The organism is Kitasatospora sp. NPDC092039 (assembly GCF_044756065.1).
Classification (GTDB): domain Bacteria; phylum Actinomycetota; class Actinomycetes; order Streptomycetales; family Streptomycetaceae; genus Kitasatospora.
In genome coordinates, this window is record NZ_JBIVSD010000016.1 from 28,539 (window position 1) to 49,111 (window position 20,573).

General features: G+C 72.1%; 18 protein-coding genes and 1 tRNA gene. 11 read left to right on the plus strand and 8 right to left on the minus strand.

The window, feature by feature from the left end; genetic code table 11:
- Nucleotides 1–3: 3 nt before the first annotated feature.
- The 4 genes from ACIQI7_RS27610 to ACIQI7_RS27625 form a co-directional block, all read right to left on the minus strand.
- Nucleotides 4–1,290, minus strand: a complete 1,287-nt coding sequence (locus ACIQI7_RS27610) for an LLM class flavin-dependent oxidoreductase (RefSeq protein ID WP_387756917.1) — start codon at nt 1,288–1,290, stop codon at nt 4–6.
- Nucleotides 1,287–2,342 (minus strand): LLM class flavin-dependent oxidoreductase, encoded by a 1,056-nt coding sequence (locus ACIQI7_RS27615; RefSeq protein WP_401114697.1) that lies wholly within the window; start codon nt 2,340–2,342, stop codon nt 1,287–1,289. The genes ACIQI7_RS27610 and ACIQI7_RS27615 overlap by 4 nt, the downstream gene beginning before the upstream one ends.
- Before the next feature lie 423 nt (nt 2,343–2,765).
- Nucleotides 2,766–4,043, minus strand: coding sequence for a PTS transporter subunit EIIC (locus ACIQI7_RS27620; protein ID WP_387756919.1), 1,278 nt, complete (start codon nt 4,041–4,043; stop codon nt 2,766–2,768).
- A 388-nt stretch (nt 4,044–4,431) separates the two neighbouring features.
- Nucleotides 4,432–5,733, minus strand: a complete 1,302-nt coding sequence (locus ACIQI7_RS27625; RefSeq protein WP_387756920.1) for a PTS transporter subunit EIIC — start codon at nt 5,731–5,733, stop codon at nt 4,432–4,434.
- A gap of 401 nt (nt 5,734–6,134) precedes the next feature.
- On the opposite strand from ACIQI7_RS27625, the gene ACIQI7_RS27630 reads away from it, so the two are divergent.
- From ACIQI7_RS27630 to rdgB, 4 genes are all read left to right on the plus strand, one after another.
- Nucleotides 6,135–6,368 (plus strand): glucose PTS transporter subunit EIIB, encoded by a 234-nt coding sequence (locus tag ACIQI7_RS27630; RefSeq protein ID WP_401114701.1) that lies wholly within the window; start codon nt 6,135–6,137, stop codon nt 6,366–6,368.
- Between the two features lie 175 nt (nt 6,369–6,543).
- Nucleotides 6,544–7,269: a ribonuclease PH gene (gene rph / locus ACIQI7_RS27635; protein ID WP_387756921.1), complete on the plus strand. Its 726-nt coding sequence runs from the start codon at nt 6,544–6,546 to the stop codon at nt 7,267–7,269.
- 277 nt (nt 7,270–7,546) lie between these two features.
- On the plus strand, nt 7,547–7,936 hold the full coding sequence (locus ACIQI7_RS27640; RefSeq protein WP_401114705.1) for a hypothetical protein: 390 nt from the start codon (nt 7,547–7,549) through the stop codon (nt 7,934–7,936).
- 31 nt (nt 7,937–7,967) lie between these two features.
- Nucleotides 7,968–8,573, plus strand: coding sequence for an RdgB/HAM1 family non-canonical purine NTP pyrophosphatase (gene rdgB / locus ACIQI7_RS27645; RefSeq protein WP_401114708.1), 606 nt, complete (start codon nt 7,968–7,970; stop codon nt 8,571–8,573).
- Nucleotides 8,574–8,639: 66 nt separating this feature from the next.
- Here rdgB and ACIQI7_RS27650 read toward each other — a convergent pair.
- Both ACIQI7_RS27650 and ACIQI7_RS27655 read right to left on the minus strand, forming a co-directional pair.
- Nucleotides 8,640–8,712, minus strand: a tRNA-Leu gene (locus ACIQI7_RS27650).
- A 47-nt stretch (nt 8,713–8,759) separates the two neighbouring features.
- Nucleotides 8,760–9,437, minus strand: a complete 678-nt coding sequence (locus tag ACIQI7_RS27655; protein ID WP_401114710.1) for an HNH endonuclease — start codon at nt 9,435–9,437, stop codon at nt 8,760–8,762.
- 380 nt (nt 9,438–9,817) lie between these two features.
- On the opposite strand from ACIQI7_RS27655, the gene ACIQI7_RS27660 reads away from it, so the two are divergent.
- The gene (locus tag ACIQI7_RS27660; protein ID WP_401115104.1) at nt 9,818–12,151 is read left to right on the plus strand and encodes a chitinase C-terminal domain-containing protein; all 2,334 of its coding nucleotides are present in this window, start codon (nt 9,818–9,820) and stop codon (nt 12,149–12,151) included.
- A 129-nt stretch (nt 12,152–12,280) separates the two neighbouring features.
- On the opposite strand, the gene bcp is transcribed toward ACIQI7_RS27660, so the two are convergent.
- Nucleotides 12,281–12,754 carry a thioredoxin-dependent thiol peroxidase gene (gene bcp, locus ACIQI7_RS27665; protein WP_387756924.1) on the minus strand — a complete coding sequence of 158 codons (474 nt, stop codon included), beginning with the start codon at nt 12,752–12,754 and terminating at the stop codon, nt 12,281–12,283.
- Between the two features lie 165 nt (nt 12,755–12,919).
- Here bcp and ACIQI7_RS27670 point away from each other — a divergent pair, with 165 nt between their 5' ends.
- From ACIQI7_RS27670 to ACIQI7_RS27680, 3 genes are all read left to right on the plus strand, one after another.
- Nucleotides 12,920–13,261: a DUF3618 domain-containing protein gene (locus ACIQI7_RS27670; RefSeq protein ID WP_401114713.1), complete on the plus strand. Its 342-nt coding sequence runs from the start codon at nt 12,920–12,922 to the stop codon at nt 13,259–13,261.
- A 186-nt stretch (nt 13,262–13,447) separates the two neighbouring features.
- Nucleotides 13,448–13,750 carry a co-chaperone GroES gene (locus tag ACIQI7_RS27675; protein WP_196952357.1) on the plus strand — a complete coding sequence of 101 codons (303 nt, stop codon included), beginning with the start codon at nt 13,448–13,450 and terminating at the stop codon, nt 13,748–13,750.
- A gap of 160 nt (nt 13,751–13,910) precedes the next feature.
- The gene (locus ACIQI7_RS27680; protein WP_401114716.1) at nt 13,911–15,080 is read left to right on the plus strand and encodes a winged helix DNA-binding domain-containing protein; all 1,170 of its coding nucleotides are present in this window, start codon (nt 13,911–13,913) and stop codon (nt 15,078–15,080) included.
- A 13-nt stretch (nt 15,081–15,093) separates the two neighbouring features.
- Here the strand turns inward: ACIQI7_RS27680 and ACIQI7_RS27685 are convergent, their stop codons facing one another.
- On the minus strand, nt 15,094–17,436 hold the full coding sequence (locus tag ACIQI7_RS27685; protein ID WP_401114719.1) for a transglycosylase domain-containing protein: 2,343 nt from the start codon (nt 17,434–17,436) through the stop codon (nt 15,094–15,096).
- Nucleotides 17,437–17,660: 224 nt separating this feature from the next.
- On the opposite strand from ACIQI7_RS27685, the gene ACIQI7_RS27690 reads away from it, so the two are divergent.
- The 3 genes from ACIQI7_RS27690 to ACIQI7_RS27700 all read left to right on the plus strand — a co-directional run bounded on the left by ACIQI7_RS27690 (nt 17,661) and on the right by ACIQI7_RS27700 (nt 20,487).
- Nucleotides 17,661–18,560 carry an ABC transporter permease gene (locus ACIQI7_RS27690; protein WP_401114720.1) on the plus strand — a complete coding sequence of 300 codons (900 nt, stop codon included), beginning with the start codon at nt 17,661–17,663 and terminating at the stop codon, nt 18,558–18,560.
- Between the two features lie 175 nt (nt 18,561–18,735).
- A complete protein-coding gene (locus tag ACIQI7_RS27695; RefSeq protein WP_401115109.1) occupies nt 18,736–19,500 on the plus strand; it encodes an ABC transporter permease in 765 nt (254 codons plus the stop codon).
- 24 nt (nt 19,501–19,524) lie between these two features.
- Entirely contained in the window at nt 19,525–20,487 is a 963-nt protein-coding gene (locus ACIQI7_RS27700) for an ATP-binding cassette domain-containing protein (protein ID WP_401114722.1), read from the plus strand.
- Nucleotides 20,488–20,573 lie beyond the last annotated feature (86 nt).

Sequence of the window (20,573 nt, forward strand, 5' to 3'; positions counted from 1 at the left end):
CGCTCAGCGCCGCCCGGGGACCGGCAGCCCGAGGTGGTCCCGCAGGGTGGGGCCGGTGTAGTCGGTGCGGAACACCCCGCGCTCCTGGAGCAGCGGCACCACCCGGTCGACGAACTCGTCCAAGCCGCCCGGGGTGAGGTGCGGGACGAGGATGAAGCCGTCGGCCGCGTCGTTCTGCACGAAGTGGTCGATCCGCGCGGCGACGGTGGCGGGCGAGCCGATGAAGGACTGCCGCCCGGTCACCTCGATCACCAGTTCGCGGCTGGTCAGCTTCTTCTCCGCGGCCACCGCCCGCCACCGTTCGGCGACGGCGACCGGGTCGGCGTGCCGCACCCGGCCCTGGACCAGGGCGCTGTCCGGGTCGGGGTCGACGGCCGGCAGCGGTCCGTCCGGGTCGTGGTCGGAGAGGTCGACGCCCCAGACCTGCTCCAGGAAGGCGATCGCGGTCTGCGGGCTCACCTGGGCCCGGCGGACCTCCCGAGCCCGCTCGGCCGCCTCGGCGTCGGTGTCGCCGAGGACGAAGGTGGCCCCGGGCATGATCTTCAGCTCGTCCGGCTTGCGCCCGTACGCGGCGAGCCGGCGCTTGACGTCGGCGTGGAAGGCCTGGCCGTCGGCGAGGGTGGAGTGCCGGGAGAAGACCACGTCGGCGGTGGCGGCGGCGAACTCGCGCCCCTCGTCGGAGTCCCCGGCCTGGATCACCACCGGGTGGCCCTGCGGCGGCCGGGGCAGCGAGAGCCGGCCCTCGACCTCGAACTGCGGCCCCGAGTGCCGGACGGGCTCCTCCCCGGCGTCCCAGAACTCCCGTGCCAGCTGGACGAATTCGGCGGCCCGGGTGTAGCGGTCGGCGCGGTCCAGGTAGCCGCCGCGGCGGAAGTTCTCCCCGGTGAAGGCGTCCGAGGAGGTGACCACGTTCCAGGCCGCGCGGCCGCCGGAGAGGTGGTCCAGCGAGGCGAAGCGGCGGGCCAGTTCGTACGGCTCGTTGAAGGTCGCGTTGACGGTGGCGGCCAGGCCGAGCCGCTCGGTGACGGCGGCCAGCGCGTTCAGCACGGTGATCGACTCGGGGCGGCCGACCACGTCGAGGTCGTGGATGAGGCCCTTGGTCTCGCGCAGCCGCAGGCCCTCGGCGAGGAAGAGGAAGTCGAACCTGCCGCGCTCGGCGGTCTGCGCGAGGTGGCGGAAGGAGGAGAACTCGATGTGGCTGCCGGCCGCCGGGTCGCTCCACACCGTGGTGTTGTTGACGCCGGGGAAGTGCGCGGCGAGGTGGATCCGCTTGAGCGGTCGGTCCGTCATCGGGTCACCTCGGCGAGGGCGGGGGACGCGGTGGAGGCGTCGGCGGGACGGGCGGCGTAGCGGCTGGCCGGGCGGGCCAGGCCGAGGTGGTCGCGCAGGGTGCGGCCGGTGTACCCGGCGCGCAGCAGTCCGGCGGAGCGCAGGGCGGGCGCGATCCGGTCGGCCAGCGCGGCCAGGTCGCGCGGCGGGTCGGCGGGGGAGAGGTGGAATCCGTCGACGCCGGTGCCGGTCGCGGTGAGTTCGGCGAGCAGCCGTTCGTCGGCGGCCCGGTCGGGCAGGGCGGACACGGCGGTGCCGAGCCGGGCGAGGATGCGAAGGCCCTCGCCGGCCCGCAGCCGCAGTTCGGTGGCGGCGCCCAACCGGGTGGCGCGGTCGGGGGCGTCGAGCAGCACCACGTCGGCGTGCCGGATCGCGGCGGCGACCCGGGCGCGGCCGCCCGGGGAGGCGTCCGGCGCGAGGTCGGCGGCGTCGACCGGCACCGCGACCACGGGGCGGCCCTGCGGCGGGCGCGGGGTGATGGACGGGCCGCGGACCGAGAACCGCGGGCCCGCGAAGTCGATGTGGTGCAGCTTGTCGCGGTCGACGAACCGGCCGGTGGCGGTGTCGCGGATCTCCGCGTCGTCCTCCCAGCTGTCCCAGAGCCGGGCGGCCACCTCGACGGCGTCGGCGGCCTCGGCCCACAGCTCGTCCCCGGCGGCGACCGGTCGGCGGCCGAAGGCCCGCGCCTCGGCCTCGGTCGTGGAGACGCCGACCAGCCAGCCGGCCCGGCCCTCGCTCGCCCAGTCCAGGGTGTTGACCGAGATCGAGGTGTGGAAGGGCTCGGTGTGGGTGGTGGTGACGGTCGGCACCAGCCCCACCCGGTCGGTCAACGGGGCGATCCGGGCGAGGGCGGCGAGCGCGTCGGGACGGCTCGGCGCGGCGGCGAAGGAGTCGTCGAGGGTGACGAAGTCCAGGGTGGCCCGCTCGGCGAGGCGGGCGAGGTAGGCGTAGTGCCCGGCGTCGAAGCGGCCGGGGCTGTCGAGGGCGGCGGACAGGTGCAACTGGCGGGGCATGGTGAGCCTGACTTCCTCGTGCGGACGCGTGCGGACACCGGCGCGGCCGTGCGGGGACACGGGGGCGCGGGAGCGCGCGGGACGCGCCGGAGCGCGGTGGCGGCCCGCGGGCGGAGCCCGTACGGGCGGGGAGGGGAAGGACCGGCGCCGGGCGGGACGTCAGCCGGGCGGCGGTGGGGGAACGGTCAGCTCAGCCGCGACATGCCGCGGACCACACGCGACCGAAGTCGATGTGGCTGCGGGTGACCAGCGGGCACGAGGCGTTCACCGCTTCAGTTGACCAGGGCGTCCGTCGGTTCGTCAACCGCCGTTCCCACGCGTGGCACGGGCCCGGGGTACGCCGAAGGCCCCGCGCCGCCGCTGGGGGAGCGGCGGGGCGGGGCCTTCGGAGCGAGGTCTTCGAGGCGGGCGGTGACGCGGGCGTCAGGCCTTGGTGACGTCCTCGATCTCGTCGTCGTCCTCGCGACCGGGGGTCTTGAGGTTGAACTTGGTGATCGCGAAGCGGAACAGGAAGTAGTAGACCGCGGCGAAGACCAGGCCGAGCGGGATGATCATCCATGGGTCGGTGGCCTTGTTCCAGGCCAGCGCGTAGTCGATCAGGCCGCCGGAGAAGGTGAAGCCGTCGTGCACGCCGAGCGCCCAGGTGACGGTCATCGAGACGGCGGTGAGCAGCGCGTGGATGACGTACAGGACCGGGGCGATGAAGACGAAGGCGAACTCGATCGGCTCGGTGACACCGGTGACGAAGGAGGTCAGGGCCAGCGACACCATCATGCCGGTGACGGCCTTGCGGCGGTGCGGCTTGGCGGCGTGGGCGATGGCCAGCGCGGCGGCGGGCAGCGCGAACATCATGATCGGGTAGAAGCCCGACATGAACTGTCCGGCGGTCGGGTCGCCCGCGAAGAAGCGGGTCAGGTCGCCGTGCACGACGGTGCCGTCGGGCTTGGTGAAGTCGCCGGTCTGGAACCAGGCGAAGGAGTTCACGAACTGGTGCATGCCGACCGGCAGCAGACCGCGGTTGACCAGGCCGAACGCGCCGGCACCGAACGCGCCGGCGCCGATCAGGGAGTCGTTCAGGCTCTTGACGGCGTCACCGATCGGGCCCCAGGCCAGACCGAAGAAGACGCCGACGCCGGTGCCGACGAAGGCCATCATGATCGGGACCAGGCGGCGGCCGTTGAAGAAGCCGAGCCAGTCGACCAGCTTGGTGCGGTGGTACTTCTGCCACAGCACCGCGGCCAGCAGGCCGATCACGATGCCGCCGAGCACGCCCGGGTCCTGGTAGACGGGCTTGACCCACTTGGTGCCGTCGACGTGCCCCTCGGAGACCGGGAACGCGGTGAGGACGTTCTTGTAGACCAGGAAGCCGACCAGCGCGGCGAGGGCGGTGGAGCCGTCCGCCTTCTTGGCGAAGCCGATCGCGATGCCCACCGCGAAGAGCAGCGGCAGGTTGGCGAAGACGCCGTCACCGGCGGTGGCGAAGACCGAGGCGACCTTGTTCCAGCCGAGGCCGTCCTTGCCGAACACGTCGTCCTGGCCGAGACGCATCAGCAGACCGGCGGCGGGGAGCACCGCGATGGGCAGCTGGAGGCTGCGGCCGATCTTCTGCAGACCCTGGAGGAGGTTCTGGCCGAACTTCTTGGCGGGGCTTGGCGAAGCCGGAGCCGTGGCGGGCGCCGGTGCCTGCGCAGACTGACTCATGGGGGTGGGTTCCTAACGGCATGGCGGTCGGTCGGGGGGAGGCACAGGGGGCCAACCGCGAACTGGTCTACACCACACGTGGTGTAGACCAGTTTTGTAGCACGGGTGGAGAAGTCGAGGAACCCCGGAAAGCGCTGTCACCGGGAAGCGCTATGAAATCGAAACCTACTTACCGAATGGCGATCATGGTAGTCGACCGCGATTGGGACTTTGGCCGATTGCGCAACAAAATCGATTTTGGCTAATCGCGCAACAAAAGCACACGGTGCCCTGCCAGCGGCGTTGGGCGCGTCGCCGCCGGGGCGGCCGGGCTTTCCGAAATGCCGAAGGCCCCCGGGCCGGGGCGGTCCGGGGGTCAATGCGGGGATAACGCCGGGGCGGCCCGGTTTCAGGCCTTGGTGACGTCCTCGACCTCGGCCTCGTCCTCCCGGCCGGGTGTTTTCAGGTTGAATTTGACGATGATGAACCGGAAGAGCGCGTAGTACACGGCGGCGAAGCCGAGGCCGATCGGGATGATCAGCCACGGCTTGGTGGCGAGCCCCCAGTTGATGACGTAGTCGATCAGGCCGGCCGAGAAGCTGAACCCGTCGTGCACCCCGAGCCCCCAGGTCACCGCCATCGAGGCGCCGGTCAGCAGCGCGTGAACGGCGTACAGGGCCGGGGCGATGTAGGCGAAGGAGTACTCGATCGGCTCGGTGACACCCGTGACGAAGGAGGTCAGGCCGACCGAGAGCATCAGGCCGTAGATCTCCTTGCGGCGGTGCGGCTTCGCCGAGTGCGCGATCGCCAGCGCGGCGGCCGGCAGCGCGAACATCATGATCGGGAAGAAGCCGGACTGGAACTGGCCGGCCGTCGGGTCGCCGGCCAGGAAGCGCGGGATGTCGCCGTGCACGATCGTGCCGTCCGGCTTGACGAACTCACCGAACTGGAACCAGACGAAGGTGTTCAGCAGCTGGTGCATGCCGATCAGCAGCAGCGCGCGGTTGAAGACGCCGAAGATGCCGGCGCCGCCCGCGCCGAGGTCGGAGAGGTTCTGCGAGAAGTCGTTCAGCCCGCGTCCGATCGGCGGCCAGACCCAGAGCGCCAGCACGGCGACGACCAGGCCCACCAGGGCGGTGATCATCGGCACCAGGCGGCGGCCGTTGAAGAAGCCGAGCCAGTCCACCAGCCGGGTGCGGTGGAACCGGACCCACAGCCAGGCCGACAGGAGGCCGATCAGGATGCCGCCCAGCACGCCCGGGTTCTGGTACGTCGCGGCCGCCGCCTTCGCCGACGAGTAGCTCACGCACTGGCCGGTCCAGGCGTCCGGCACCAGGGCCGTCCCCGCCGGGCAGCTCTCCGGGAAGGCGTGCAGGACCTTGTAGTAGACCAGGAAGCCGACCACGGCGGCCAGCGCCGTCGAGCCGTCGGCCTTCTTGGCCATGCCGATCGCGACGCCGATGCAGAACAGCAGCGGCAGGCCGAAGGAGGAGTCGAGCAGCGCCCCGCCCGCGGAGGCGAAGACCTTGGCGACGTCGTTCCAGCCGAGGCCGTCCTTGCCGAACACGTCCGGCTGGCCGAGGCGGTTGAGGATGCCCGCAGCGGGGAGCACCGCGACCGGCAGCTGCAGGGAACGGCCCATCTTCTGGAGGCCGCCGTAGAAGGTGTGCCACCTCGTGGTCCGCGGGGCCGCGGCGCCTGCCGAACTCATCCTTCGCCCTCCGAGAGCAGTTGCCGGCCGGAGGCCCCTGCGGGACCCTCGGGCAGGGCTCGGGAACACCCGGGGCCGTTCCTGCGTTCCTCGGAGTACACATATATTGGTGTAGACCACTTGGACGCAGGCCCCACTCCGGAGGCGCGAGCCCCGCTGATCGTCATCCTCGGGCGACGATCGGGAGCCTGCCCGCCGGAATGGGCCGAAAGTGGACTAACGTGGCGGACCGGACCGGCACGGGTGATGCTGGTCGCGCTGTTCGCCGGCCCGACCGCAGCCGAACCCGCGTCAGCCACCGGCACGGACCTCACCGCCAGACGGTCGAGGGACACCCCAGCACCAGCGCAGGACGGCACCCGGCAGAGCCGCCGAAGGGCCGAGACAGAGGGAGAAACCAGATGGCCAGCAAGGCTGAGAAGATCGTCGCCGGTCTGGGCGGCATCGAGAACATCGAAGAGGTCGAGGGCTGCATCACCCGCCTGCGCACCGAGGTCAAGGACGCCGGCCTGGTCGACGAGGCCGCCCTCAAGGCCGCCGGCGCCCACGGCGTCGTGAAGATGGGCACCGCGATCCAGGTCGTCATCGGCACCGACGCCGACCCGATCGCCGCCGACATCGAGGACATGATGTGAGCTGAGCCACCAGGGCTCAGGCCGCCCGGCCCGCCGACCCGCTCAGGGGGACGGCGGGCCGCGGCGCATCCGGAGCCGGGCGCTGTGACGCCGGGCACCGGCGGCCGGGAGCGGGCCCGCGGCGCGGCACCGACGCTTCGGGAAGCGGACCCCGGACCGACTACGCTCAGTGCCTATGTCACGCATCGACGGCCGCACCCCCGAACAGCTCCGCCCGATCACCATCGAACGGGGCTGGAGCAAGCACGCCGAAGGCTCCGTCCTCATCTCCTACGGCGACACCAAGGTGCTGTGCACCGCCAGCGTCACCGAGGGCGTGCCCCGCTGGCGCAAGGGCAGCGGCGAGGGCTGGGTCACCGCCGAGTACTCCATGCTCCCGCGCGCCACCAACACCCGCGGCGACCGCGAGGCCGTCAAGGGCCGCATCGGCGGCCGCACCCACGAGATCAGCCGGCTCATCGGCCGTTCGCTGCGCGCCGTGGTCGACCACCGCGCGCTCGCCGAGAACACCATCGTCCTCGACTGCGACGTCCTCCAGGCCGACGGCGGCACCCGCACCGCCGCCATCACCGGCGCCTACGTCGCCCTGGTCGACGCCGTCGCCTGGGCCCGCGACAAGAAGCTGCTGCGCGCCAAGGGCCAGCCGATCACCGGCGGCGTCAGCGCCGTCAGCGTCGGCATCATCGACGGCGTCCCGATGCTCGACCTCCAGTACGAGGAGGACGTGCGCGCCGAGACCGACATGAACATCGTCTGCACCTCCGACGGCCGCTTCGTCGAGGTCCAGGGCACCGCCGAGGGCGCCCCGTTCGACCGCGACCTGCTCGACCGGCTGCTCGACCTCGGCAGCCTCGGCTGCGCGGAGCTGGACGAGATCCAGCGCAAGGCCCTGCAGGGCTGAAACCGGCGCGGGCTGAAACCGGCGCGGGTTGAACCGGGGCGGGCCCCGCAGCCGTGGACCGGAGCGGACGCACGGTCAGCCCACCGGCGCGGACGGCCGTTCGGCCACGGTACGGACACCCGTGCCGGCCACGGACGAACGGCCCGCCGAACGGTCGGCCTGCTGTACAGGCCGGGCCCGGAGACCGTACGGTTCCCGCAGCACTCCCGCTGCGGGAACCGCGCACCTCCCGGCGCGCGTCCCACCCCACGGAACCCGCGCCCCCCAGGAGGATCGGATGCCGTCGAGCATCGCCCGCCCCGCCGCCCTCGCCGTGGCCGGACTCATCGCGATCCTTCCGCTCAGCATGGTGAGCTGCTCCGCCGCCCAGAAGGCGCTCGACTGCGGCAACACCGCGGTGAAGATCACCGGCGACCTCGCCGACGTCACCAAGGCCTACGACAACGCGAGCAACGACTCGGCCGCCGCCGGACAGGCCCTGCAGAAGCTCAAGAACGACCTCGACCAGGTCGGGAAGAACTCCAAGAACACCGACGTCGCCAAGGCCGTGACCGACCTGCAGAAGCAGGTCGAGAACGTGCAGCGGGCCGCGGACCGGAACGAGGTCCCGGACCTCAAGCCGCTCGGCGACGCGGCCGGCAACCTCACCTCGGTCTGCACCGGCTGACCGTTCCCGGACTCTCGGTAGGGTGGGCGATATGTCCACCCGCCTGATCCTCGCCACCCGCAACCAGCACAAGGTCACCGAGCTCCGCGCCATCCTGGCGGACGCCGGCCTGGACGTCGAACTCGTCGGCGCCGACGCCTACCCGGAGATCCCGGACGTCCCCGAGACCGGTGTCACCTTCGCCGAGAACGCCCTGCTCAAGGCGCACGCCCTGGCCCGCGCCACCGGCCTGCCCGCCGTCGCCGACGACTCCGGCCTCTGCGTGGACGTGCTGAACGGCGCGCCCGGCATCTTCTCCGCCCGCTGGTCCGGCAGGCACGGCGACGACCGCGCCAACCTCGACCTGCTGCTCGCCCAGCTCTCCGACATCGCCGAACCGCACCGCGGCGCCCACTTCTTCTGCGCCGCCGCCCTCGCCCTCCCCGACGGCACCGAGCGCGTCGTCGAGGGCCGCCTCCTCGGCACCCTGCGCACCGCCCCGGCCGGCGACGGCGGCTTCGGCTACGACCCGATCCTCCAGCCCCTCGGCGAGACCCGCACCTGCGCCGAGCTCACCGCCGATGAGAAGAACGCCATCAGCCACCGCGGCCAGGCGTTCAGGGCCCTCGCCCCGGTGGTCAAGGCCCTCCTGGCCTGAGGCCTGGCAGAAACGAGGATGGCCCGCTTCCCTTCGATTTGAAGGGAAGCGGGCCATTTCGCTGAGTACGCCCGGAGGGATTCGAACCCACGACAAAGCGGACCTAAACCGCTCCTCTCTACCGCTGGAGTACGGGCGCACGCCGAATCCAGCCTACCGGTAGATGGGATCGACCGAGGCCAACTTTCATTCGGCGGGTGGCTGCGTGGTGGCGTGGTTCTTGTTCCGCCCGCAGTAGGTCGGTGTGATGGAGTGGCAGTTGGGGCAGAGCAGGCGGAGGTTCTCCCGCCGGTTGTCGAGCCAGTCGCCGTTGACGTGGTCGACCTCCAGGGTCATCGGTTGCCCGAGCCAGGTCGGAGGGGTCCCGCACAGCTCGCAGACGTCGGGGTGTCCGATGTGGACGAGCATGGCGCGAAGCCGATCGCCGGGGACGCGCAGGCTTCCCGGCGGACGCCGTACCAGCAGTTCCTCGGCCGTACGCCGCGGCCCGGTCCGCTGCCCCTTGTTGTGGGCCCGCCCGGTGAAGTGGCCGGTGTCGAGCCGGTGGAAATCGATGGCCTCTCGCACCAGCGTCCGCGAGTTGCCGCAGTCGGTCATCCCGAGAGCCAGGATCACGCCACGGACGCTTCGGTGCGCGGCGACGGCCTGCGCCAGAGCATCCTTCGGAACGGCTTCGACCTTGCTACGGCCGTCGCCCCTGAACTTGAAGTGCGAGGTGTCGATGCCGAAGTGCCTGAGTCGCCTGCTCAGGTAGCTGTGCGTGCCGCCCGCCATCGGCACGTCGAGCTTGCGCATCATCTCGTTGACGCTGCTGGACTCGGCCGCGAGCGCGGCCAGCAGTTCGCGGGTGTACGTGACCGGCATGGTCATCCCCCTTCGGGCAGTCGTGCGCCCGTCCCCCGGGTATGCGAACGATCGGGGCGGGGTTCGGTTACGGGCATGCGTGGGTTTCGGCCAGGGGCGGACTGATTGCCGAGAGCTCCGACCTGTGATGTTTGGCTGTTGATTACCAATTGGTACAGACCTATTGACCTATGTGGTTCAGACCACATAGCTTCTGCGCCAATCGCAATCCCCCACGTGCGTGCTCCCCCACAGGCACGTGCCGACACTCTCTCCTGGAGGACCGAGTGTTGATCCGAAACACGGCGGAGCGGCGTCCCACCGCCGCGCACCGCCGGAAGAGCCCGGCGGCGCGGGCCGGTGTGGCCTCGCTGGCCGCGGCCTCGTTGGCCGGGCTGCTGATGGCGACGCTGGGCGCGGCGCCCTCGCAGGCGTCGGCGGCGGTCGACAACGCGGCCTGCCGCCCGGACGGCCTGTACCAGACGGCCGGGGTGGACGTCCCGTACTGCTCCGTCTACGACACCAGCGGCCGCGAGAAGATGGGCGCGGACCACCAGCGCCGCATCATCGGCTACTTCACCGGCTGGCGCACCGGCAAGAACGGCGACGCGCCGTACCTGGTGAGCGACGTCCCCTGGGACAAGGTCACCCACCTCAACTACGCCTTCGGCCACGTCGGCGGCGACAACAAGCTCTCGGTCGGCACCGACGGCCCGACCAACGAGGCCACCGGGATCTCCTTCCCCGGCGTCCCCGGCGCCGAATTGGACCCGACCCTGCCGTACAAGGGCCACTTCAACCTGCTGACGAAGTACAAGAAGCAGTACCCGAACGTCAAGACCCTGATCTCGGTGGGCGGTTGGACCGAGACCGGCGGCTACTTCGGGGACGACGGCAAGCGCGTCAACTCCGGCGGCTTCTACTCGATGACCGTCAACGCGGACGGTAGCGTCAACCAGGCCGGCATCGACACCTTCGCCGCCTCCTCGGTCGACTTCATCCGCAAGTACGGCTTCAACGGCGTCGACATCGACTACGAGTACCCGACCTCGATGAAGGACGCCGGCAACCCGCTGGACTGGCAGCTCGCCAACGGCAAGCGCGGTTCGCTGGCCAAGGGCTACGCGGCGCTGATGAAGACCCTGCGCGAGAGCCTGGACAAGGCCGGCGCCGCCGACGGCAAGCACTACCTGCTGTCGGTCGCGGCCCCGTCCTCCGGCTACCTGCTGCGCGGCATGGAGACCTTCCAGGTGGCCAAGTACCTGGACTACGTCAACATCATGTCGTACGACCTGCACGGCGCCTGGAACAAGTACGTCGGCCCGAACGCCTCGCTGTTCGACGACGGCAAGGACGGCGAGCTGGCCGCCGCCAACGTCTACGGCACCGCGCAGTACGGCGGCATCGGCTACCTGAACGCCGACTGGTCGTACCACTACTTCCGCGGCTCGATGCCCGGCGGCCGGATCAACGTCGGCCTGCCGTACTACACCCGGGGCTTCAAGAACGTCCAGGGCGGCACCAACGGCCTCTGGGGCACCGCCCCGGCGACCACCTGTCCGGCGGGCTCCGGCCTGACGGCCTGCGGTGACGGCGCGGTCGGCATCGACAACATCTGGAACGACAAGGACGACGCGGGCAAGGAGTCCCCGGCCGGGTCGAACCCGATGTGGCACGCCAAGAACCTGGAGAAGGGCATCCTGCCCGACTACCTGGCCAAGTACGGCGTCTCCGACACCGCGCTGCAGGGCACCTACACCCGCAACTACAGCTCCGCCCTGGTGGCGCCGTGGCTGTGGAACGACACCAAGAAGGTGTTCCTCTCCACCGAGGACGAGCAGTCGGTGGGCGCCAAGGCGGACTACATCGTCAACCAGGGCGCCGGCGGCGCGATGATCTGGGAGCTCGCGGGCGACTACCGGTGGGACGCCACCGCCAACGGCGGCAAGGGCCAGTACGTGCCCGGCAACACGCTGACCACGCTGATGTACGACAAGTTCAAGTCGGCGAGCCCGTACGGCGCGATCCGCTCGACGACCACGCTGCCGCAGCAAACCCTGCCGGTCGACGTGTCGTTCACCAACTTCGCGCTGGGCGACTCGAACTACCCGATCAACCCGAAGCTGCACATCGTCAACAACTCGACGCTGACCCTGCCGGGCGGTACCGAGTTCCAGTTCGACTACGGCAACTCGGCCCCGGGCAACGCCAAGGACCAGTCCGGCTTCGGCCTCCAGGTCATCAAGCAGGACAACCCGGGCCCGGGCAACGTGGGCGGTCTGAAGGGCAACTACAACCGGGTGTCGGTGAAGCTGCCGGGCTGGCAGTCGCTGGCGCCGGGCGCCTCGATCGACATGGACTTCGTCTACTACCTGCCGGTGTCCACGCCGTCGAACTGGACGGTCAACGTGGGCGGCACGCTGTACGGGATCAAGGGCGACCTGACCCGCGGTGCGGTGGACGGCGGCACGCCGACCCCGACCCCGTCGCAGACGGCCACCCCGACGCCGACGCCGACCCCCACGGGCACGGCCACGCCGACCGCGACGCCGACCGCGACCCCGACCTCGGGCGCCTGCACGGCGGCCCCGAGCTGGGACGCGGGCACCACCTACGCGACCCCCACCAAGGTCTCGTGGAAGGGCCACTACTACCAGAACAAGTGGTGGACCAAGGGCGACGACCCCGCGACCAGCGGTGCGTGGGGCGTCTGGAGCGACCTCGGGGCCTGCTGATCAGCTGATCGGCCCGGCCCGTCGAGGTGACGGACGGCGGTGGCGGTGCACCCGGTCGGGGGGTGTGCCGCCACCGCTTCTTCGCTTTCCTGGCACGCGAGCCCCGGCGGACTCAGGGCGCCGAAGGGCTCAGGCCCCGACCTTGAGGTCGCGCAGCAGCTTGGCGACGTGGCCGGTGGCCCGCACGTTGTAGAAGGCGTGCTCGACCTTGCCCTGCTCGTCCACGACGATCGTGGAGCGGATCACGCCGAGGTAGGTGCGGCCGTAGTTCTGCTTCTCGCCGAAGGCGCCGTACGCCTCCAGCGCGGTCTTGTCCGGGTCGGACAGCAGGGTGACCTTGAGGTTCTCGGCCTCGCGGAACTTGCCGAGCTTCTCCGGCTTGTCCGGGGAGATGCCGATGACGTCGTAGCCGGCGTCCGCGAGGACCTCCAGGTTGTCGGTGAAGTCGCAGGCCTGCTTGGTGCAGCCGGGGGTCAGCGCGGCGGGGTAGAAGTAGACGATGACCTTGCGGCCGGCGTGGTCGGCGAGGGAGACCTGGTTGCCGTCGGCGTCGGACAGGCTGAAGGCGGGCGCGGTGTCGCCGGGCTGGAGGCGCTCAGTCACGGTCGTACTCTCCTGGAGGCTGGGACGGACGGTCGTACCACGGCAAACTTACCTCCGATGGTGGGTGGGGCCGCGCGACCGTGTGCGGCAGCTGACACACTGGGTCAGTCACACCGATCGCACGGATCGGCGGAACGACATCGGCGAGTGAATGGGGTGGCCCGAGTGGGCGAGGCGAGGACGCAGGACAAGTCGGCGCGGACGACCGCCCAGATCGAGGCGGACATCGAGCGGACGCGTGACCGGCTGGCGGGGACCCTCGACGAGCTGGCCGTCCGTGTCCACCCGAGCACCGTCTCCGCCCAGGTGAAGGCGAAGGCGGTGGCCGCGGTCGAGGAGAGGACCGCCCGGGCGTACGTGGCCGCCAGCGGCATGGTGGAGAAGGTCAAGGCGCAGTTCGTGGACGAGCAGGGGCAGCCGCGCCGCGAGCGGGTCGTGCCGGCCGCGCTGGTCGGCGTGGGCCTGGTGCTGCTGATCGCCTCGGCCCGCAAGCGCCGCAAGGGCTGAGCACGACGGGACGGCGGGGCCGGGCGGCATCGGGCGCCCGGCCTTCCGCATGCCGGGGCAGCGTCACGCGCCGCGCCCGGGGGAGGTACCTTCGGGACCGTGAGTACCAACGACGAACCGATCCGTTCCGACGACGCGCAGGAGCCCGCCCGCCACGACCGGCTCGGCGAGAAGCTGCCGATCCGGATGCTGCACGACCGCGTGCTGGTGCGCACCGAGGGCAGTGAGGGCGAGCGCCGCTCGACCGGCGGCATCCTGATCCCGGCCACGGCGGAGCTGTCCAAGCGCTGCACCTGGGCGGAGGCCGTCGCGGTGGGCCAGAGCGTGCGCTCGGTGGAGCCCGGCGACCGGGTGCTGTACGACCCGGAGGACAAGCTGGAGGTCGAGGTCCGCGGCGCCACCTACGTGCTGCTGCGCGAGCGCGACCTGCACGCCGTCGCGGCGACCCGCTTCGGCGACACGGAGGGCTCGACCGGGCTCTACCTGTGACGGCCTGACCCCTGCCCCCACGGTGCCCCCGACCCGCGTCGGGGGCACCGTGCTTCCGCCGTGCGTTCCGCGGGCCTTCCGCCGCGCGTCCGCCGGCTCTCCGCCGGGGTGTCCGTCGTGGGCCGGAGGGGTTGTCGGTGGTGCGCGCTAGGGTCCCGGCATGAGTGTGCCGGTGATCGTTGATGCGGAGCGTCGGGCCCGGTTGGGGCGGCGGCAGTTGCTGGCGCCGTCGGTGCGGGCGGCGCGGGTGGAGGACGTGGCCGACGCGGTGGTCGGGCTGCACGCGACGGACGCGGCGACGGTGTACCTGTCGGCCTGCGCGCGGCTGGCGGAGCCCTCGGCCGCGGAGGTGGACCGGGCGCTGTACGAGGACGTCTCGCTGGTGAAGCTGCTGTCGATGCGGCGGACGATCTTCGCGGTGACGGAGGGCTTCGCCCCGTACGTGAGCTCGGCGGCGGCGCGGGCGATCGCGGCGAAGGAGCGGGCGACGCTGCTGAAGCACCTGCGGGACCACGCCGAGGGCTGGGACGAGGCCCGGCTGGCGGAGACGGAGCGCGAGGTGCTGGCCGCGCTGGCCGGGCGCGGCCAGGCGACGACCGGGGAACTGGCCCGGGACGTGCCGCAGTTGCGCGAGACGATGCTGATGTCGGCGGGCAAGGCGTACGAGGCGCGGCAGAGCGTGGGCAGCCGGCTGCTTCGGCTGCTCGCCTCGGACGGGCACGTGCGCCGCTGCCGTCCGCGCGGCTCGTGGCTGAGCAGCAGCTACCCGTGGGCGCCGGTGCCGCAGTGGCCGGAGGTGCCGGTGCGGGAGGCGAAGGCCGAGGTGGTGCGGCGCTGGCTGGCGGCGTACGGGCCGGCGACGGTCGAGGACGTGAAGTGGTGGACGGGCTGGACGTTGGGGGACGTCCGCAGGGCGCTGGCGGACCTCGGGGTGCTGGACGTGGCGCTGGCCGGCGGGGTGCCTGCGGTGGTGCTGCCGGGGGACGAGGGGCCGGTGGCGGAGCCGGAGCCGTGGGCGGCGCTGCTGCCGGCGCTGGACCCGGCGGTGATGGGCTGGCGCGGGCGGGACTGGTACCTGCGGCCGGAGGACGTGCCGGCGCTGTTCGACCGGGCGGGCAACGCCGGGCCGACGGTGTGGTGGTGCGGCGAGGTGGTGGGCGGCTGGGCGCAGCGTGCCGACGGCGAGGTGGTGTGGCGGTTGTTCCGTGGCGTCGGCGCGGAGGCGGAGCGGGCCGTGGCGGCGGAGGCGGAGCGGTTGGCGGGCTGGCTGGGGGAGGTGCGGGTGACGCCGCGGTTCCGTACCTCGTTGGAGAAGGAGCTGAGGGGCTAGGGAGCAGCGGGTTCTAGGGCGCCGCGCCGGGCGGTGTCGCCAGGTTGGTGGCGGGGCCGCCGGTGGCGCTGGGCAGGGCGGTGGGCCTGGTGGGCTGCGACTGGCTGGGTTTGGGGGCCGGGGTGGGCTGTTCCGGGTCCGCCGTGGGCCGAGGGGCCTGCGGGCTGGGGGTGGTGCCAGTGGTGGCGGTGGGCCGGGGGGTGGTGGCGGGGGTGCTGGGGGCGTGGCCGGGGGGTGTGCCGGGGGCCGGGTCGGCGCTGGTGGGTCCGCCGCCGGTCGGGGTGGTGGTGGCGCTGGGGGTGGTCCCGGCGGTGGCGGTGGCGGTGGGCCAGGGGGTGGCGTCGGGGGTGCCGCGTCCGGTCCGGAGGTCGAAGTCCTGGGTGGGGGTGCCGTCGAGCGCGGCGGCCGTGTAGGCGGTCCAGATCCGGGTGGGGAAGGCGCCGCCGTTGATCCGGGTGAGCCCGGCGGTGCCGGCCAGCGGTTCCTTGGCGTGGGTCTTCGGGTTCTCGCGGAACAGGCCGACGGTGGTGGCGAGTTCGGGGGTGTAGCCGGCGAACCAGGCGGAGAGGTTGGAGTCGGTGGTGCCGGTCTTGCCGGCGGCCGGGCGGCCGAGTTCGAGGGCGGCGGCGCCGGTGCCGCGCGGGCTGATGACGTCGCGCAGCACGTCGGTGACGGAGTCGGCGATCTCCCGGTCGAGTGCCTCGGTGGGGTTGTGTTCGGGCATCCTGGGGACGTCGACGGCGCCGCCGGCGTTGACGCGTTCGAGTTCGAGGACGGACCAGGGGGTGTGTGCCCGGCCGTGGTCGGCGAGGGCGGCGTAGGCGCCGGCCAGGTCGAGGGCGCTGGGGGTGGCGGTGCCGAGGGTCATCGAGGTGTTGGCCGGGTCCATGCCGCGGACGTCGTCGGGGATGCCGAGTTTGACGGCGGTCTCGCGGACGCGGGCGAGTCCGGCGTCCACGCCCTCCTGGGCGTAGACGGAGTTGACGGATTTCACCATGGCGTAGCGCAGGGTGACGTCGCCGTAGTCGATGTCGTCCTCGTTGGGCGGGGCGTACGGGGTGGGGCCGCCGGTGACGGGGCGTTCGCTGGTGCCGTCGTAGCGGGACTCGGTGGTGATCGGGCGGCCGTCGGGGGCGTGTTGGGCGACGAGGCCGGCGGCGAGGTCGATCGGTTTGAAGGTGGAGCCGATCTGGTTGTCCTGGCGCAGGGCGTCGTTGTAGGGCTGTTTGGCGTAGTCGGGGCCGCCGTAGACGGCGACGACCCGGCCGGTGGCGGGTTCGACGGAGGCGCCGGCGACCCGGACGTCGGTGTCGGTGTCGGGGCGGCCCTTGGGGTCGAGCTCGCCGGTGAGCTGTTCCTGGACGGCCTTGACGAAGGCGTCCTGCCGGGGTTTGTCGAAGGTGGTGGTGATGCGCCAGCCGCCGGCCTTGAGGGTGGCGGCGTCGAGGGTGCCGGAGGAGACGAGGTAGTCGTCGGCGACGCCGACCAGGTAGCCGGCCTGGCCGGCGAGGCCGGTGGCGGGCTGGGGGTCGACGGGTTCGGGGAAGGCGGTGGCGGCGCGGTCGGCGGGGGTGACGAAGCCGAGTTGGACCATGCCGTCGAGGGCGTAGTTCCAGCGGGCGACGGCCTTCTCGCGGTTGGCGGGGGTGGCGGTCCTGACGTCGTAGCGGCTGGGGGCCTGGAGCAGGGAGGCGAGGTAGGCGCCCTGGCCGAGGGTGAGCCGGGAGACGTCGACGCCGTAGTAGGCGTGGGCGGCGCTCTGGATGCCGTAGGCGCCGCGGCCGAAGTAGCTGCTGTTGAGGTAGCCGGCGAGGATCTCGCGCTTGTCGCGCTGCTGGTCGACCTTGAGGGCGATGAGCAGTTCGCGGCCCTTGCGCTCGATGGTGCGGTCCTGGGTGAGGTAGTAGTTCTTGACGTACTGCTGGGTGATGGTGGAGCCGCCCTGCATGCCCTTGCCGGTCAGGGTGTTCCAGCCGGCCCGTAGCATGCCCTTCAGGTCGATGCCGCGGTTCTGGTAGAAGGTGCGGTCCTCGGCCGAGACGACGGCCTGCTGGGTCTGGAGCGGGATCTGGTCGATGGTGACGTCGGTGCGGTTGACGGCGCCGGTGCGGGCGATCTCGGTGGTGCCGTCGGCGTAGAGGTAGATGTTGTTCTGGGCGACGGCGTGGGCGTTGGGGTCGGGCACCGGGACGATGACGTAGAGCACGGCGAAGCCGCCGACGGCGAGCAGGAACAGTGCGGTGAGGGTGCCGAGGGTGACCCGCCAGGTGGGCAGGAGCCGGCGCCAGAGCGGGAGGGCGCGACGGGCCTCGCGGCGGGCGGCCCGTTTGGCCTGGCGGCGGGTGCTCAAGGTCATGCCGAGATTATCTGCTATTTGATGCCGGATCAGGCTGGAAAACCGGGTGCGAGTGGTGCGGGCCGGAGGTACGGTGAAAGGTGAAAACCGCATAGCGCACCCGCTTCCGCAGCTCCGTCCGCCGGCCCGGCACCCCCCGGGTACGGCCGGTCGGGGCCGCTGGGGCGTGCGCGCCGGGTGCTCGCGGGCATCCGTCTGCCCGCATTTGTCGACAAGGAGACAATATGCTGAACACCGCCTCCGCCGGAGCGCGTCCCCCTGATCCCCCGGTGGCCCCGGCCGCCTCCCCCGGGCTCGACGCCCTCCTCCGGTTCCACGCCTCCCTCGGGCTCTACGCCGCCGTCGCCCGCGGCGCCTTCCGCCGCCACTCGACCTACCGGGCCGCCACCCTGGCCGGCGTCTTCACCAACACCGTCTTCGGCTGCATCCTCGCCTACACCTTCGTCGCGCTCTGGCAGGCCCGCCCCGGCCTCGGCGGCTACGACGTGAGCCAGGCCATCACCTTCATCTGGGTCTGCCAGGGGCTGATGCCCACCACCGCGATCTTCGGCGGCGGATTCGAGGACGACGTCCAGACGCGGTTCCGCAACGGGGACATCGCCGTCGACCTCTACCGGCCGGTGGACTTCCTGGGCTGGTGGCTGGCGAGCGACCTCGGCCGGGCCGGCTACCACCTGCTGGTGCGCGGCGGTGCGCCGCTGCTGATCGGCTCGCTGCTCTTCCACTTCCGGCTGCCCGAGCGGCCGCTGACCTGGCTGGTCTTCCTGCTGTCCGTGCTGCTCGCCGAGGTGGTCAGCTTCGGGCTGCGGTTCCTGGTCGCGCTCACCGGATTCTGGCTGCACGACTCCGAGGGGGTGCGCTCGGTGACGCTGGTGGTGACGATGTTCCTCTCCGGGATGCTGCTGCCGCTCACGCTCTTCCCCGGCGGGCTCGCCGACCTCGCCCGGGTGCTCCCGTGGGCGACGCTGGCGCAGGTGCCCGCCGACCTGTTCCTGGAGCACACGACCGGCGCCGCCGTGCTCGGGCCGCTCGGTCTCCAACTCGGCTGGGCTGCCGCGCTGCTGGCGGCCGGGCGCGGCGTGCAGGCGCTCGCGACCCGCAAGGTGGTGGTCCAGGGTGGCTGACACCGGCTCCGACGCCCGTACCCTCGGCTCCGGCGCCCCTGCCGCAGGCTCCGGCACCCGTACCCTCGGCTCCGGCGCCCCTGCCGCAGGCTCCGACGTCGGCTTCGACCTCCCGGCCGACCGGCTCCTCGCCCGCACCCGCTGGGCGGTGCGCTCCTGGTGGCTGTGCGCCGCCATGTGGACCCGCTCGATCATGTCCTACCGGGCCTCGTTCGCGATGATGCTCACCGCCAACGCGGTGGTCACCTTCCTCGACTTCGCCGTGATCATCCTGATGTTCCGGCACACCGCCACGCTCGGCGGCTGGACCCTGCCCGAACTCGGCTTCCTCTACGGCACCTCCGGCTTCGCGCTCGGCACGGCCAACCTGCTGGTCGGCAGCAGCGACGCGCTCGGCGAGCGGATCCGGACCGGCACGCTGGACGTGATGCTGATCCGGCCCGCGCCGGCCCTCGCCCAGCTCTGCGCCGAGCGCTTCTCGCTGCGCCGGATCGGCCGTCCGGTCCAGTCGGGGGCGGTGCTGGCCTGGTCGCTCGCCGTCCTGGACGTGGCCTGGACCTGGGACCGGGTGCTGCTGGTGGCCGTCCTGCTGCTCAGCGGCACGACCATCTTCTGCGCGGTCTGGATCGGCTTCGCCTGCCTGCAGTTCTGGTGGGGCGAGGCCGAGGAGCTCCAGAACTCCTTCACCTACGGCGGCGGCGTCATGCTGCAGTACCCGCCGACCGTCTTCGCCAAGGAGCTGGTCGCCGGGGTGGTCTTCGGCGTCCCGCTGGCCTTCGTCAACTGGCTGCCCGCCCTGTACGTCCTCGGCCGGCCCGACCCGCTCGGCCTGCCCACCGCCTTCCAGTTCGCCTCCCCGGCCGTCGCCGCGCTCTGCGTCCTCGCCGCCGGGCTCGCCTGGCGGGCCGGGCTGCGCGCCTACCGCGGCACCGGCAGCTGAACCCCCACCCCTGAAGGAGCGTCCATGGCACTGATCGAACTCCACGACGTCCGCCGCAGTTTCACCGTACGGACCCGCACCGGCCGGTTCCGCCGGGCCAGGCGCGAGGTCCGGGCGGTGGACGGGCTCGACTTCACCGTCGAGGCAGGCGAGTGCGTCGGCTACATCGGGCCCAACGGGGCCGGCAAGTCCACCACCGTCAAGATGCTCACCGGCATCCTCGTCCCCAGCTCCGGGCGGCTGCGGGTGGCCGGCGTCGACCCGGCCCGCGAACGCGTCGCGCTGGCCCGCCGGATCGGCGTCGTCTTCGGCCAGCGCACCACCCTCTGGTGGGACCTGCCGCTGCGCGACTCCTTCGAACTCGCCCGCCGGATCTACCGCGTCCCCGACGCCCGGTACCGCGAGAACCTCGACCGCTGCGTCGAACTGCTCGACCTCGGCGGCCTGCTGGACACCCCGGTGCGCCAGCTCTCGCTCGGCCAGCGGATGCGCGGCGACCTCGCGGCGGCGCTGCTGCACGACCCCCGGGTGCTCTACCTGGACGAGCCGACCATCGGCCTGGACGTGGTCAGCAAGGGCCGGGTGCGCGAGTTCCTGCGCGAGGTCAACCGGGACCGGGGCACCACCGTGCTCCTCACCACCCACGACCTGACCGACATCGAGCAGCTCTGCGGCCGGGTGATGGTGATCGACCACGGCCGGGTGGTGTACGACGGCGGGCTGGAGGGCCTGCACGCCACCGGCCGCAGCGAGCGGACGCTGGTGGTGGACCTCGCACAGGAGCTCGCGCACCCGGTCGAGGTGCCCGGGGCGCGGGTCACCAGGGTCGAGGGGCCGCGCCAGTGGCTGGCCTTCCCGGCCCAGGAGAGCGCCGCGCCGATCGTGGCGGCGGTCGCCGCGCGCTATCCGCTGGTGGACCTGTCGGTGCGCGAGCCGGCCATCGAGGACGTGATCGCCCGGATGTACGCGGAGGCCGCGACCGGCTGACGGCACGGCCGGGGCCCGCCTCCGGACTCCCGGCCACCGAGCGTACGTGCGGTGGCCGGGAGTGTGTTCCGTTCCCGTCGCCCGTG

What these genes read in the sequence shown, in the direction of transcription:
- ACIQI7_RS27610 (WP_387756917.1), bottom strand. Translation starts at nt 1,290, where the DNA reads ATGACGGACCGACCGCTCAAGCGGATCCACCTCGCCGCGCACTTCCCC.
- ACIQI7_RS27615 (WP_401114697.1), bottom strand. Translation starts at nt 2,342, where the DNA reads ATGCCCCGCCAGTTGCACCTGTCCGCCGCCCTCGACAGCCCCGGCCGC.
- ACIQI7_RS27620 (WP_387756919.1), bottom strand. Translation starts at nt 4,043, where the DNA reads ATGAGTCAGTCTGCGCAGGCACCGGCGCCCGCCACGGCTCCGGCTTCG.
- ACIQI7_RS27625 (WP_387756920.1), bottom strand. Translation starts at nt 5,733, where the DNA reads ATGAGTTCGGCAGGCGCCGCGGCCCCGCGGACCACGAGGTGGCACACC.
- ACIQI7_RS27630 (WP_401114701.1), top strand. Translation starts at nt 6,135, where the DNA reads ATGGCCAGCAAGGCTGAGAAGATCGTCGCCGGTCTGGGCGGCATCGAG.
- rph (WP_387756921.1), top strand. Translation starts at nt 6,544, where the DNA reads ATGTCACGCATCGACGGCCGCACCCCCGAACAGCTCCGCCCGATCACC.
- ACIQI7_RS27640 (WP_401114705.1), top strand. Translation starts at nt 7,547, where the DNA reads ATGCCGTCGAGCATCGCCCGCCCCGCCGCCCTCGCCGTGGCCGGACTC.
- rdgB (WP_401114708.1), top strand. Translation starts at nt 7,968, where the DNA reads ATGTCCACCCGCCTGATCCTCGCCACCCGCAACCAGCACAAGGTCACC.
- ACIQI7_RS27655 (WP_401114710.1), bottom strand. Translation starts at nt 9,437, where the DNA reads ATGCCGGTCACGTACACCCGCGAACTGCTGGCCGCGCTCGCGGCCGAG.
- ACIQI7_RS27660 (WP_401115104.1), top strand. Translation starts at nt 9,818, where the DNA reads ATGGCGACGCTGGGCGCGGCGCCCTCGCAGGCGTCGGCGGCGGTCGAC.
- ACIQI7_RS27675 (WP_196952357.1), top strand. Translation starts at nt 13,448, where the DNA reads ATGCTGCACGACCGCGTGCTGGTGCGCACCGAGGGCAGTGAGGGCGAG.
- ACIQI7_RS27680 (WP_401114716.1), top strand. Translation starts at nt 13,911, where the DNA reads ATGAGTGTGCCGGTGATCGTTGATGCGGAGCGTCGGGCCCGGTTGGGG.
- ACIQI7_RS27685 (WP_401114719.1), bottom strand. Translation starts at nt 17,436, where the DNA reads ATGACCTTGAGCACCCGCCGCCAGGCCAAACGGGCCGCCCGCCGCGAG.
- ACIQI7_RS27690 (WP_401114720.1), top strand. Translation starts at nt 17,661, where the DNA reads ATGCTGAACACCGCCTCCGCCGGAGCGCGTCCCCCTGATCCCCCGGTG.
- ACIQI7_RS27695 (WP_401115109.1), top strand. Translation starts at nt 18,736, where the DNA reads ATGTGGACCCGCTCGATCATGTCCTACCGGGCCTCGTTCGCGATGATG.
- ACIQI7_RS27700 (WP_401114722.1), top strand. Translation starts at nt 19,525, where the DNA reads ATGGCACTGATCGAACTCCACGACGTCCGCCGCAGTTTCACCGTACGG.